The following is a 13,066-nucleotide window of genomic DNA, read 5'->3' on the forward strand; positions in this document are numbered from 1 at the left end:
ACGACACCGCCACCGGGACGCTCCCGGCCACGACACCACAGCGAGGCAAGCCATGGCATCCCTGGTATCGATCCGCAACCTGACCAAGACCTACCAGCGCGGCCCGGAAAAGGTCGAGGTGCTGCACGGCATCGACCTGGACATCGCGCAGGGCGACTTCGTCGCGCTGATGGGGCCGTCCGGCTCGGGCAAGACCACCCTGCTCAACCTGATCGGCGGGCTCGACTCGCCCACCGGCGGCAGCATCGAGGTCGACGGCCAGCGCATCGACCAGCTCGGCGGCGGCCGGCTCTCGCACTGGCGCAGCCAGAACGTGGGCTACGTGTTCCAGTTCTACAACCTGATGCCGGCCCTGACCGCGCAGAAGAACGTCGAGCTGCCGCTGCTGCTGACCAAGCTCGGCGGCGCGCAGCGCAAGCGCAACGCGCAGATCGCGCTGCAGCTGGTCGGCCTGTCGGACCGGGTCAGCCACAAGCCCACCGAGCTCTCCGGCGGGCAGCAGCAGCGCGTGGCGATCGCGCGCGCGATCGTGTCCGACCCGAAGCTGCTGATCTGCGACGAGCCCACGGGCGACCTCGACCGGCAGTCGGCCGAAGACATCCTCGGCCTGCTGCAGACGCTCAACCGCGAGCACGGCAAGACCATCGTGATGGTCACCCACGACCCGAAGGCTGCCGAGTACGCCAGCCACACCCTGCACCTGGACAAGGGCAGCCTGGTCGACGGCCAGGCCCACGCGGCCTGAGGCCGGGAGGCGCGCGATGAAATACTTCCACCTGATCTGGGCCGCGCTGTTCCGGCGCAAGGCCCGCACCTTCCTCACCCTGGCCTCGATCCTGGCCGCGTTCCTGCTGTTCGGCATGCTCGACGGCATCCGCACCACGTTTGCGCAGCTGGGCCAGAGCGCCGACGGTGCGCAGCGGTTGCAGACCACCTCGCGACTGTCGATCGTGGAGAGCCTGCCGATCTCGCTGGAATCGCGGATCCGCCGGATCGACAACATCCAGGACGTGACCTGGGCCAACTGGTTCGGTGGCGCCTACCAGAACCCGCGCAACCAGCTGTTCACCTTCGCGGTGGCGTCGAACTACCTCGACCTGTATCCCGAGGTGGACGTCGAGCCCGCGCAGCTCGACGCGTGGAAGCGCACCCGCGACGGCATCCTGGTCGGCCAGCAGATGATGACCCGCTTCGGCTGGGAGGTCGGCCAGCGCATCCCGCTGCAGTCGACGATCTTCCCCAACAGCGACGGCACCCTGAACTGGTCGTTCGAGATCGTCGGCGTGTTGCGCGGCAAGGAAGGCCGCAGCGCCGGCTTCACCGACGCGCTGATCCTGATGCACTACGACTACTTCGAGGAAGCCACGCCCTACGTGGACGACACCGTAGGCTGGTACATCAGCCGCGTGTCCGACGTGAACCGCAGCGACGCCGCGGCCAAGGCGATCGACGCGCTGTCGGTCAACTCGCCCAACGAGACCAAGACCATGAACGAGCAGGCGGCGATGGCCGCCCAGCTCAACCAGATGGCCGACATCGGCCTGATCGTGGGCTCGATCATGGGCGCGGTGTTCTTCACCCTGCTGCTGCTGACCGGCAACACCATGGCCCAGGCGGTGCGCGAACGCACCTCCGAACTCGCGGTGCTCAAGACCATCGGCTTTACCAGCGCCAGCGTGCTGGGGATGGTGCTGGCCGAGTCGATCCTGCTGGTGGTGATCGGCGGCGTGCTCGGGCTCGGCCTGGCTGCGGTGCTCAGTCCGGTGGTCACGGCCGCCAGCAACGGCGTGATCAGCCTGCCGGCGATCGGCTGGGAGAGCTGGGCGCTGGGGCTGGGGCTGATGATCGTGATCGGGCTGCTGGTCGGTGCGCTGCCGGCGCTGCGGGCGATGCGGCTGAACATCGTCGATGCGCTGGCCGGACGTTGATGGCCGGCGTTGATCGCCTGCGCGTCGCCGCCACGTTGCGCGGCGCCGGGCGGTCGGACGCGATGGAACTCATGAGGAAATGCAGATGACCACTTTGAAGAAGTTGCTCCGCGGGTTCGGCCTGTTCCTGCTGCTGGCCGTCTTCCTCGCCGCCTGGATCGTGCTGCCGTGGCAGGCGCTGATCGGGATCGCGGTGCTGTTCGCGCTGTGGATGGCGCTCACCCGCAGCGGCCGCCAGGCGGCCTCGGTGACGTGGGTGGGCGTGGGCACGCTGCGCCAGCGCCTGGGCGCCTCGTCGGTGGTGGTGGTCGGCATCGCGGGCGTGGTCGGGGTGCTGGTCGCGCTGCTGGCGATGGCCGAGGGTTACCGCCACACCGTGAGCAGCAGCGGCAGCGACGACACCGCGATCGTACTGCGCGGCGGTTCGTCGGCCGAGCTGATGTCGGTGGTCTCGCGCGAGGCGATCAACGCGATCGAACGCGCGCCCGAAGTCGCGCGCGACGCGGAGGGACGCCCACTGGCCTCGGCCGAGCTGGTGGTGTCGGCCAACGTGCCGCGCCGCGATGGCGAGGACGGCAGCGCCACCCTGCGCGGCGTCGGCGACATGGCCTGGGCGGTGCGCCCGGAGCTGAAGCTGGTGGAAGGCCGCCGGTTCGAGACCGGTCGCCGCGAGCTGGTGGTCGGCACCGGCGCCCGGCGCCAGTTCCAGGGCCTCGACCCTGGCAAGGAGATCCGCCTGGGCAGCCAGGTCTGGACGGTGGTGGGCGTGTTCGAGTCCAACGACGCGATGGCCTCGGAGATGTGGGCCGATGCCGAAGTGGTGGCCTCGACCTTCAACCGCGGCAGCAGCCGCGCCTCGGTGTTCGCGAAGCTGACCGACCCCAAGGCGTTCAACGCCTTCAAGGCCACCCTCGCGGCCGACCCGCGGCTGCAGGTGGAAGCCGACACCACTGCCGACTACTTCGCCGCGCAGTCCGAGGCGCTGACCAAGGTGCTGCGCATCATCGGCATCGTGGTCGGCTCGATCATGGCGATCGGCGCGGTGTTCGGCGCGCTCAACACCATGTTCGCCACCGTGGCCGCGCGTGCGCGCGAGATCGCCACGCTGCGCGCGATCGGATTCCGCGGCATGCCGGTGGTGGTGGCGGTGATGCTCGAGACCATGCTGCTGGCGCTGCTGGGCGGACTGCTCGGCGGGCTGCTGGCGTGGCTGGTGTTCAACGGCTACACCGCCTCGACCCTGGCCGGCGGCGTGGCCAGCCTGAGCTTCGAGTTCCGGGTCTCGCCCGAGCTGCTGTGGGAGGGCCTGAAGTGGGCGCTGGCGATCGGCTTCGTCGGCGGCCTGTTCCCGGCCCTGCGCGCCGCCACGCTTCCGGTCACCGACGCGCTGCGGGCGATGTAGCGCGGGCGCATCATCCTGCGCTGCGGACCAGAGGGCGCTCGCGGCATGGCCGTTCCTTCCCCCCGCTTGCGGGGGAAGGTGCCGAAGGCGGATGAGGGGGCCTGTCGCGCGCCGGATCATTCGCCCATCCGGCCCTTCGGGCCACCGTCCCGTAGAGGGCGCAATGCCCGGTGAAACGGGAACAGGGCAGTGGAGACCGACGTCGCAGTCCGAGGGGCGACGCCGAAGGACGACACCGCAAGTATTCGAAGCCGAGACGGCTCCGCCGTTCCTTCGGGACGCGTCAGTCGTCCAGCAGCCCCGCCTCGCGCAGCGCCGCCTCGACCGCCGGCCGGTTCGCCGCATCCAGCTCGGTCATCGGCAGGCGCAGGGTGGGGCCGCACAGGCCCAGGCGCGCCATCGCCCACTTCACCGGGATCGGGTTGGCCTCGACGAACAGTTGCCGGTGCAGCGGCAGCAGCTGCATCTGCAGCGCCATCGCGCGCGCCACATCGCGCGCCAGCGCGGCCTCGCACAACTCGCGCATCATCCGTGGCGCGACGTTGGCGGTGACGCTGACGTTGCCCTGCCCACCGCAGAGCATCAGCGCAACCGCGGTGGCGTCGTCGCCGGAATACACGGCGAAGCCGTCCGGCGCCTCGCGGATCAGCCACTGCGCGCGCTCGAGGTTGCCGGTGGCTTCCTTGATCGCCACGATCCCCGGCACCTGCGCCAGGCGCAGCACGGTGTCGTGCTGCAGGTCGGCGGCCGAGCGTCCGGGGACGTTGTAGAGCACCACCGGCAGGTCGCCGGTGGCCTCGGCGATCGCGCGGAAATGCCGGTACAGGCCTTCCTGCCCGGGCTTGTTGTAGTAGGGCACCACCTGCAGCTGGCTGTGCGCGCCGACCTCGCGCGCGTACTCGGCCAGTGCGATCGCCTCGGCGGTGGAGTTCGCGCCGCAGCCGGCCATCACCGGCACCCGGCCGGCGGCCTGCTCCACCGCGACGCGGATGATCTCGCAGTGTTCGGCCACGTCCACCGTGGGCGACTCGCCGGTGGTGCCCACCACGCCGATGCAGTCGGTGCCCTGCTCGACGTGCCAGTCGACCAGGCGCCGCAGCGTCGGGTAGTCGACGCGACCGGTGTCGTGCATCGGCGTGACGAGCGCGACGATGCTGCCGCGGGGAAGGGGTGTGGAGGCCATGGTGCGGATGCCGGGCGGTGGGGAAGGCGGAACCGGCGATTCTAATGCTGAATCGCCGCCGCGCTGTCACCGGACTGTCATGCAAACGCGGTAGATGGCCGCGCCCGCGGTTCCTAACCTGTGCAACCTTTTTTCGCCCGAGGACCGCGCCGATGCGCCGCGCGCTGCCGCTGCTGTGTGCCTGCCTGCTGCTGGCCGGATTCGCCTGGCCCGACGGCGGCGATGCCCTCGGCCGGCGCCTGGTCGCGCCCGGCGGCGTGTCGCCGCTGCTGCCCACCGCGCGCATCGAACAGCTGGTCGCGCGCCTGCCGCACCGCGAGGGGCGCGTGCCCACCTCCGCGGGCATCGAGCTGTATTGGCGCGCGTTCGACCCCGGCGCCTACCGGCTCGACTACGCCTACCGTCCGGACGGCAGCGAGCGCGGGCGGATGGATTTCAGCCTCGACGTCGTCGCGCCCACGGTGCCGGTCGCGCCGCGCGGAACGGTGCTGCTGCTGCACGGCTGGATGATGGATGGCGGTTCGCTGCTGCCCTGGTCGCTGCAGCTGGCGCAGGCGGGCTACCGCACCATTGCGCTGGACCTGCGCAACCACGGCCGCTCCGGGGCGGCGCCGGCGGGCTACGGCCTGCGCGAGGCGCGCGACATCGCCGACGCGGTCGCCGCGCTGCGCGCGCGCGGCGAGATCGCCGGCCCGCTGCACGTGATGGGCGTGTCCTACGGCGCGGCCACCGCGATCTTCAGCGCGCGCGAGCTCGGGCTGCAGGTCGAGAGCGTGGTGGCGCTGGAGTCGTTCGACAACGCCGGCCGCGCGATCCGCGACATGGTCCCGCACATGCTGCACAAGGCGCCGGAGAGCCTGGCCCAGCAGGTGAGCCACCGCTGGCTGCGCTGGCAGCTGGACGACGCCGCGCTGGAACGCGCGATCGAGGCGGCGGGCGACACGCTGCGGCTGCCGCTGGACCGCGTGGACGTGGGCGCCGCGCTGGCGCAGGTGCCCGGCTGCGTGCTGCTGGTGCACGGCCGCGAGGACGCGCACGTGCCGGTGGCGCACGGGCGCGCGCTGGCCGCCGCCGCGCCGCGCGCGCAGTATCTCGAGGTGGCGGGCGAGGACCACATCAGTCTGCCGATGCGCCTGGACCGGCTGGCGCCGACCGTGATCGACTGGTTCGACAACGCCGCCCCCGCGCGCCACTGCCAGTCGCCACTCGCGCTGACCGATCCGCCCCCGCCCACTGACGCCTAGCCACCCCGTAGCCCGGATAAGCGAAGCGCATCCGGGGCCCCGCGCATCACCAACGCACACGACGCTCATCGCGCCGCGGTTCGAACGCGCGCTGGCACCGCGGGCCGGCACATGGCGCCCGCAATCCCCGGATGCGCTTCGCTTATCCGGGCTACGAGACGGGTGTCGCGACCCTACGCCTGCTGCGCCACCACGCGGCGGCGATGGGCGAGGGCACCGTCGATCGCGAACGCCGCCAGCCCGATCCAGATGAAGCCGAAACCGATCGCGCGGTCGCTGCCGAAGGGCTCGCCGAAGAAAAACACGCCCAGCAGCAGCTGCAGGGTCGGGCCGATGTACTGCAGCAGGCCGACCACGCTCAGCGGCACCCGCCGCACCGCGTAGGCGAAGAAGATCAGCGGCACCGCGGTCAGCGCGCCACCCAGCACCAGCAGCGCATCGGTCCAGCCACCCCAGCGCAGCGAGAAGAATCCGCCCTGGCCCTGCAGTTCGAACCACGCCAGCAGCGCCACCGCCGGTGCGAACATGAACATGTTCTCCACGCCCAGCCCGCGCACCGCCTCGACCGCGGCGAACTTCCGGATCACCCCGTACAGCGCGAACGAGCCGGCCAGGCACAGCGCGATCCACGGGAAGCTGCCGTAGTGGAAGGTCAGCCACAGCACCCCGCACGCGGCCAGCGCCACCGCCGCCCACTGCGCGCGCGACAGCCGCTCGCGCAGGAACAGCACCCCGATCACCACGTTGAGCAGCGGGTTGATGAAATAGCCCAGGCTGGCCTCGACCACGTGCCCGGCGTTCACCGCCCACACGTACAGGCCCCAGTTGCACGCGATCAGCGCGCCGGACAGCGCCAGCATGCCCGCCAGCCGCGGCTGCGCGGCCACCGCGGCGAACCAGCCGCGCCCCTCGCGCAGGGTGAGCCACGCCGCGACCAGCACCGCGCACCACACCGCCCGGTGCAGCACGATCTGCAGCGAGGGCACCGCCTTGAGCAGGTGCCAGTACAGCGGCATCAGCCCCCAGATCACGAAGGCACCCACCGCGATCCACAGGCCGCGGCGGTCGAGCGCGACCGGGCTCATGCCTCCGCGTCCGCGGGGCGCGGAGGCACCGGCGCCGGTGCCTTGCGCGCACGTGCCAGGGTGATCGCCACCACGCCCGCCAGCACCACCGCCATCGCCCCGAGTTCGTGCGCGCCGAAGCGCTCGCCCGCCAGCGATGCGCCGAGCAGCACCGCGATCACCGGGTTGACGTAGGCGTAGCTGCCGGCCAGCGCGGGGCGCACGTGCTGCAGCAGCCAGATGTAGGCGCTGAAGCCGATCAGCGAGCCGAACGTGGCCAGGTAGCCGACCGACAGCAGCCCGCGGGGCGTGGGCCAGTCCGCGAAGCGTTCGCCCAGCGCCAGGCCGACGATCAGCATCGCCGCGCCGCCGCACAGCATCTGCGCCGCGGCCGACATGAAGGGCGCGGGCAGGTCGCGGCCACGGCTCCAGACCGAGCCGAACGCCCAGGCGATCGCGGCGACCAGCAATGCGACCAGGCCCGCCGGCGTAGCCGACAGGCTGCTGCCGGCATTGAGCCAGGCGACGCCGACGAAGCCCACGCCCAGGCCCAGCCATTCCATGCGCACCGGGCGCTCGCCGCGCAGCATCGCGAACAGCGCCATCCACAGCGGCATCGACGCCACCGCCACCGCCGCCAGCCCGGACGACACCGTCTGTTCGGCCACGCACACCAGGCCGTTGCCCATGCCCAGCAGCAGCACGCCGACGAACGCGGCGTTGCGCCACTGCCGTCGCGTCGGCGCGGCCACGCCGCGCCAGCGCAGGAACGCGTACAGGCCGATGCCGCAGGCGAGGAAGCGCACGCCGCCCATCAGCAGCGGCGGCCAGCCGCCCTCCAGGGCGAAGCGGATGGCGAGGTAGGTCGAGCCCCAGACCAGGTACACCGACGCCAGCGCGAGCACGATGGCGGAGGGCGACGCGGACACTGGGCCGACCGATGCAGGCGCAGGGCGCATCGGGCACCGTGGGGCAGGGGAGGTGCGGACGCGGGTGGCGTGTCGCACGGGCGGACATTCTAAGGCGCCGCGGCGTTCCAGTGCCGCAACAGCGGGGTGCCGGCGATGGCATGCGGGCTGCGTCCGGAACCGCAGACGCTCTCGGGAATGGACCGCACGCCGCGGCCGGCGCCCGCCCGGCGCGGGGCTTCGCACCGCGTGCCCGGTGCCGCGTGTGCGTCTGCCGTGGGCACGGGCCGGATACGCGGTCTGGCTCCCGCGTGCACCGCGCCTGCGCGCCGGTCCCGTCAGTCCTGGAAGGCGCCCGTCGGGCGCCGGCGCGACGGCGCCCGTGCCCCGTCGTCCAGCGGGACCTGCACCGGCCGGCGCGACTTCGGCAGCTTCGCCACCGCACTGCGCCAGGAGTCGTCCACCAGCGCCCGCAGGGTGGCGGCCGGCATCGCGCGCACGTCGACGATCGTGATCCAGCCGAAGCGGCCCAGCCAGCGCGCGGGCTGGATGCCGGGCTGGTCGGTGAGTTCGAGGAACCGGCCCGCCGGCGCCTTGACGCTGAAGCGCCAGCGCTGCGGCGCGCTGGTCTTGAAGTGGGCGAAGCGCTTGCCGCCGACGGCGTAGACCAGGATGTTGGCCGGAGGCCCGTGCAGCGTCGCTCCGGCGCCCGGCAGGCCGGCGCAGTAGCGCTTGAGCGCGGCGACCTGCATGGCTACAGCACGCGCACCGCGCGCAGCGGCGCCGGGTCGTCCCAGCGGCGGCGGCCGTCGAGCGCGGCCAGTTCCACGAGTACGTCCGCGCCGCAGACCCGCGCGCCCTGCCGGCGCAGCAGGGCGGTGGCGGCGCGCAGGGTGCCGCCGGTGGCGAGCACGTCGTCGACCACCAGTACGCGCGCGCCGGGCGGCAGCGCATCGGCGTGCACCTCGAGCCGGTCGTGGCCGTACTCGAGCGCGTAGTCCTGCGCCAGCGTGCGCGCGGGCAGCTTGCCCGGCTTGCGCACCGGCACGAAGCCGCAGCCCAGCGCCTGCGCCAGCGCCGCGCCGAGGATGAAGCCGCGCGATTCGATCCCCGCCACCGCGTGCGGCGGCGTGGCGCGCCAGGTCGCCGCGAGGTCGGCGATGGCGGCGGCAAAGGCGCCGGCGTCCGCCAGCACCGGGGTAATGTCCTTGAACACGATGCCCGGCTTCGGGAAATCGGGCACGTCGCGGATCAGCGTGGACCAGTCGGGCACGGGCGCCCTCCGGCAGCGGTCGGGACCGGCATCCTAGCCTCACGCCGGGCCCCGTGCGCTTCGCGCTATCGTGGCGGCCCCGACACAAGGAGCGCCGCCATGCGCCTGCCGATCCTTCTGGCCCTGGCCCTCGCCGCGTCGGCCGCGCACGCCGCCACGCCCTATGGGCAACCGATCCCCGACGGCGACACCGTGCCGGTGTCGCAGGCGATCGCCGCGTTCGACGCGCATGCCGGCCAGCCGCGCCGTTTCAGCGGCCGCATCGCCGAAGTCTGCCAGGCCAAGGGCTGCTGGCTGATGCTGGAGGACGACGGCCGCGCGGCGCGGGTCATGTTCGGCGACCACGCGTTCTCGATTCCGAAGGACACCGCCGGACGCGCGGTGGTGCACGGCGTGCTCACGCGCAAGGCGCTGACGCCGGCGCAGGTCGAGCACCTGTCCGGCGACAGCGGGCGCGGCGTGGCGGCCGAACCGGTGGAATACCGCATCACCGCGGACGGCGTCGAAATCGCGTCCTGACCCGGTCCGGCCGCGCGCTCATCCAGGCATGCACCGCAAGCTGTCGACGATGTCAGTGGTGCGAAGCGGCTGGCCGCACCCGTGGCGCGGGATCGCCGTCGCCGCCCGCACGCGCGAGGCGCATGACAGGATGCGCCCCGACGTCCAGAAGGCCATGGCGCTGCAGGACGGGCGTGCGGGCGAAACGCGCGTCGGCGGCGGGATCCTCGCGGGGGTGCGGCGCCACGCGCCGGCGGGCCGTATCGCGACGGGCCTGGCCTGCCTGCTGGCGACGACCGCCGGCGTGGCGCCGCCGGCCGAGGCGCGCACCGTGTACCGCTGCGTGCGCGACGGCACCGTCAGTCTCGCCACCGCGCCCGAACCCGGTTCGAAGTGCGAGGCGAAACAGATCGACGACAACGCCGTGCAGACGCCCAACCTGTGGGGCGCGATGGGCGTGTTCAGCGGCACCCTTTACGAACGCGAGCAGGACGGGCGCCTGGTCTACTCCACCCGCAACCTGCCGGGCTCGCGCGTGTTCCTGCGCTTCACCGCGGTGACCCCGCCGGGCGAGCCGGCGCACGAAGGCCTGGGCCAGGTGGGCGCGCCGCGGCTGGAGCCGTTCGCGGCCGAGTTCCGTGCGGCGGCGAAGTCGACCGGCGTGGAGGACGCGTGGCTGCGCGCGGTCGCGCATGCGGAGAGTGCATTCGATGCCGATGCGGTGTCCTCCAAGGGCGCGCAGGGCGTGATGCAGCTGATGCCCGACGTGGTGGCCGACTACGGCGTGGACGATCCGTTCGATGCGCGGCAGTCGATCCGCGCCGGCGCGCGCCACCTGCGCGCGCTGCTGCGCCGCTACCGCGACGACCGCACCCTGGCGCTGGCGGCCTACAACGCGGGCATCGGCACGGTGGATCGCTATGGCGGCGTGCCGCCGTACGCCGAGACGCAGGCCTACATCGCCAAGGTGCAGGCACTGCACGCGCGCTATCGCGAAGCGATGGGGATCCGGGTGGAGCGGCCTGCGCAGTAGCGCAGGCGTGGCGAGCATCGCCTTGATCGAAACGGGCGAAACCGCGAAACCGGGGTCAGAGTCGAGTTTCCCCGGAGTGCGNCCGAGCGCCGCGGAAACAAGGGGAAACTCGACTCTGACCCCGGTTTCCATCAGCCGGGGCGGGGAAACGACACATCCGTCCGTCCCCGCCCGGCATTCCGGCTCCGACTAGCCCTTCGGCGCCAGCCTCAGCAGGCGCCCGTCCTCGCCGTCCTCGATCACCCACAGCGCGCCGTCGGGGCCCTGGCGCACGCCGCGGATGCGCGCGCCCATCTCGTAGCGTTCGGCTTCCCAGGCGCGGTCGCCGTCGAACTCGATCCGTACCAGCGCCTGCGACGACAGGCCGCCGGCGAACGCGTCGCCCTGCCAGTCGGGGAACAGGTCGCCGGAATAGAACGCGAGGCTCGACGGCGAGATCACCGGCGTCCAGGTGATCGCCGGCGCCTTGAACTCGGGACGCGTGTCGTGGTCGGGAATCGGGCGGCCGTCGTAATGGTCGCCGTTGGAGACGATCGGATAGCCGTAGTTGGCGCCGCGCTCGACCTTGTTGAGTTCGTCGCCGCCCTTGGGCCCCATCTCGATGTCCCAGGGCTGGCCGTTGCTGTCGAACGCGAGCCCGAGCGGATTGCGGTGGCCGAGCGACCACACCTGCGCCGCCACGTCGCCCTGGCCGGAGAAGGGATTGTCGTCGGGCACGCTGCCGTCCTCGTTCAGTCGCAGCACCTTGCCCATGTTCGAGGTCATGTCCTGGGCCGGATCGAACTTCTGCCGGTCGCCGGAGGAGATCCACAGCTTGCCGTCGTGGAACACGATGCGGTGCGCGTAATGGCCACGCCCGCTGACCTTCGGCACCTGGCGCCAGACCACCTCGAGATCCTGCAGCGTGCCGCCGCCGGCGTCGTCCATGACCAGCCGCGCGCGGGCCACCGCGGCGCCGGCGGTGTCGCCGTCGCCGGCTTCGGCATAGCTCAGGTACACCAGGCCGTTGTCGCTGAACTGCGGGTGCGGCACCACGTCGCCGAAGCCGCCCTGGCCGCCGTAGGCGACTTCCGGCACGCCGGTGACCTCGGCGGCCTTGCCGGATGCGACGTCGACCAGCTGCAGCGTGCCCGCCTTCTCGCTCACCAGCAGGCGGCCGTCCGGCAGGAAGCTCAGCGCCCAGGGTTCGTCGAAGCGGGCGACGGTTTCGATCGAGAAGGGACCGATCTCGCGGGTCTCGCGCGCAGCCGGCGCCTCCGCGGCGGGTGCATCCGGCCCAGTGGCGGGTGCGTTCGCGGTGGCGGCGGTGCCGTCGGCGTTGCAGGCCGCGAGCAGTGCGAGCGACAGCAGGGTGGTGGTCAAGGCGGTGCGGGGCATCGTCGGTCTCCTCGCCGGGAATCGGTGGGTCGACGCATGATAGCGTCCACGCATGGCCCGCCGGGCCGTCCCGGGATCCGTCCATGCACGCGCTCGAATACGGCGATGCCGCCTGCCCCTACTGCGGCGAACCGCTGACCCTCGCCCTGGACCCCGGCGCCGAGGGCCAGACGTACGTCGAGGACTGCCAGGTCTGCTGCCGGCCGATCCTGGTGCAGGTTTCGGTCGATGCGCAGGGCGATCTGCAGGTCGAGCTGCGGCGCGAGGACGAGTAGCGAGGGGCCGCGCCGCGTCCGGGCTGCGCGCGAGCCCGAGCTGCGTCGTGACCCGCGTGCATGTGTGGCAGTAGCGGCGGCATCGCTCCAGCGCCGTGATGGCAACGGGCTTCAGCGTGTCCCGCGCATGGCCGCCTGCTTCCGGACCAGGCATTGGCGCGCGCAGCCCACAGGAGACTGCGTGCGCGCCGCGCGCCGCGCGCCGCGTACGCACGCACGCACGCACTCACGCAAGGATGCATGTCGTCCTCGACACGCTTGCATGCGCACGCGCTGGACGCTCGCGTGCGAGTGCACGCACCGAGGTGCTGTCTCCGCTGCGTGCATGACGCATCACGTGTGCACATGTGCACCTTCCTGAACCCCAAGCGGCGCGGAACGCATCGTTAACGTCGTACATGCAGGAATTTTTATGGAGCGGTGGGCAAGGTGGGCCCCGTGCGGAAGCGGTCACTCAGGACGCAACGCCGCGCGCCACTCAAACACACGGGAGTATCGTGATGAAGAATGCACGCAAGCCGCTGGCCGGACTGATCGCACTGGGCGCCGCCCTCGCCATGCCGATGGCCTTCGCCCAGGACGCCACCACCCCGGCACCGCAGGATCCGGCCGCGCAGGCGCAGCCGACGCAGTCCACCGCTCCGGCCGCCGGCCAGCAGCCGCTGACCTGGGCCGACCTGGATGTGGACGGCAACGGCACGCTCAGCAAGTCCGAGGCCGGCAACCTGCCGCAGCTCGCGCAGGTCTTCGACCAGGCCGATACCGACACCGACGGTGAGCTGACGCCGGACGAATACAAGGCCTTCGTGGCCGCCGCAAGCGCCTCGCCGCAGCCCGACGCCGGTGGCGCCGACTGAGTCCGGGCGCACAGCAGCGTTGTG

General features: G+C 72.1%; 14 protein-coding genes. 8 read left to right on the plus strand and 6 right to left on the minus strand.

Annotation, left to right across the window (positions count from 1 at the left end):
- Positions 1-52 precede the first annotated feature (52 nt).
- The 3 genes from QFW80_RS14485 (at position 53) to QFW80_RS14495 (ending at position 3,330) form a co-directional block, all read left to right on the plus strand.
- Positions 53-745, plus strand: coding sequence for an ABC transporter ATP-binding protein (locus tag QFW80_RS14485; RefSeq protein ID WP_280602687.1), 693 nt, complete (start codon positions 53-55; stop codon positions 743-745).
- Between the two features lie 16 nt (positions 746-761).
- A complete protein-coding gene (locus QFW80_RS14490; RefSeq protein WP_280602688.1) occupies positions 762-1,928 on the plus strand; it encodes an ABC transporter permease in 1,167 nt (388 codons plus the stop codon).
- 85 nt (positions 1,929-2,013) lie between these two features.
- Positions 2,014-3,330 (plus strand): ABC transporter permease, encoded by a 1,317-nt coding sequence (locus QFW80_RS14495; protein ID WP_280602689.1) that lies wholly within the window; start codon positions 2,014-2,016, stop codon positions 3,328-3,330.
- Positions 3,331-3,613: 283 nt separating this feature from the next.
- On the opposite strand, the gene dapA is transcribed toward QFW80_RS14495, so the two are convergent.
- Complete coding sequence (gene dapA / locus QFW80_RS14500; RefSeq protein ID WP_280602690.1) at positions 3,614-4,513, minus strand: 4-hydroxy-tetrahydrodipicolinate synthase; 900 nt, start codon at positions 4,511-4,513, stop codon at positions 3,614-3,616.
- 152 nt (positions 4,514-4,665) lie between these two features.
- On the opposite strand from dapA, the gene QFW80_RS14505 reads away from it, so the two are divergent.
- Positions 4,666-5,757 (plus strand): alpha/beta fold hydrolase, encoded by a 1,092-nt coding sequence (locus tag QFW80_RS14505; protein WP_280602691.1) that lies wholly within the window; start codon positions 4,666-4,668, stop codon positions 5,755-5,757.
- A gap of 173 nt (positions 5,758-5,930) precedes the next feature.
- Here QFW80_RS14505 and rarD read toward each other — a convergent pair whose 3' ends face one another.
- From rarD to QFW80_RS14525, 4 genes are all read right to left on the minus strand, one after another.
- Positions 5,931-6,842, minus strand: a complete 912-nt coding sequence (gene rarD, locus QFW80_RS14510; protein WP_280602692.1) for an EamA family transporter RarD — start codon at positions 6,840-6,842, stop codon at positions 5,931-5,933.
- Complete coding sequence (yedA, locus tag QFW80_RS14515; RefSeq protein ID WP_425603584.1) at positions 6,839-7,780, minus strand: drug/metabolite exporter YedA; 942 nt, start codon at positions 7,778-7,780, stop codon at positions 6,839-6,841. Before yedA ends, rarD begins: the two co-directional genes overlap by 4 nt.
- Before the next feature lie 287 nt (positions 7,781-8,067).
- Entirely contained in the window at positions 8,068-8,481 is a 414-nt protein-coding gene (locus QFW80_RS14520; RefSeq protein WP_280602694.1) for an MmcQ/YjbR family DNA-binding protein, read from the minus strand.
- 2 nt (positions 8,482-8,483) lie between these two features.
- Positions 8,484-9,002 carry an adenine phosphoribosyltransferase gene (locus QFW80_RS14525; protein ID WP_280602695.1) on the minus strand — a complete coding sequence of 173 codons (519 nt, stop codon included), beginning with the start codon at positions 9,000-9,002 and terminating at the stop codon, positions 8,484-8,486.
- Between the two features lie 99 nt (positions 9,003-9,101).
- Here QFW80_RS14525 and QFW80_RS14530 point away from each other — a divergent pair, with 99 nt between their 5' ends.
- A complete protein-coding gene (locus QFW80_RS14530; protein WP_280602696.1) occupies positions 9,102-9,521 on the plus strand; it encodes a DUF4920 domain-containing protein in 420 nt (139 codons plus the stop codon).
- 130 nt (positions 9,522-9,651) lie between these two features.
- A complete protein-coding gene (locus QFW80_RS14535) occupies positions 9,652-10,533 on the plus strand; it encodes a lytic transglycosylase domain-containing protein (protein WP_280602697.1) in 882 nt (293 codons plus the stop codon).
- A 189-nt stretch (positions 10,534-10,722) separates the two neighbouring features.
- On the opposite strand, the gene QFW80_RS14540 is transcribed toward QFW80_RS14535, so the two are convergent.
- Positions 10,723-11,910 carry a PQQ-dependent sugar dehydrogenase gene (locus QFW80_RS14540; RefSeq protein ID WP_280602698.1) on the minus strand — a complete coding sequence of 396 codons (1,188 nt, stop codon included), beginning with the start codon at positions 11,908-11,910 and terminating at the stop codon, positions 10,723-10,725.
- An 83-nt stretch (positions 11,911-11,993) separates the two neighbouring features.
- On the opposite strand from QFW80_RS14540, the gene QFW80_RS14545 reads away from it, so the two are divergent.
- Positions 11,994-12,185, plus strand: a complete 192-nt coding sequence (locus QFW80_RS14545) for a CPXCG motif-containing cysteine-rich protein (protein WP_280602699.1) — start codon at positions 11,994-11,996, stop codon at positions 12,183-12,185.
- A gap of 494 nt (positions 12,186-12,679) precedes the next feature.
- Positions 12,680-13,042, plus strand: a complete 363-nt coding sequence (locus tag QFW80_RS14550) for an EF-hand domain-containing protein (protein WP_280603069.1) — start codon at positions 12,680-12,682, stop codon at positions 13,040-13,042.
- Positions 13,043-13,066 lie beyond the last annotated feature (24 nt).

Source organism: Luteimonas rhizosphaericola (genome assembly GCF_029888045.1).
Classification (GTDB): domain Bacteria; phylum Pseudomonadota; class Gammaproteobacteria; order Xanthomonadales; family Xanthomonadaceae; genus Luteimonas; species Luteimonas rhizosphaericola.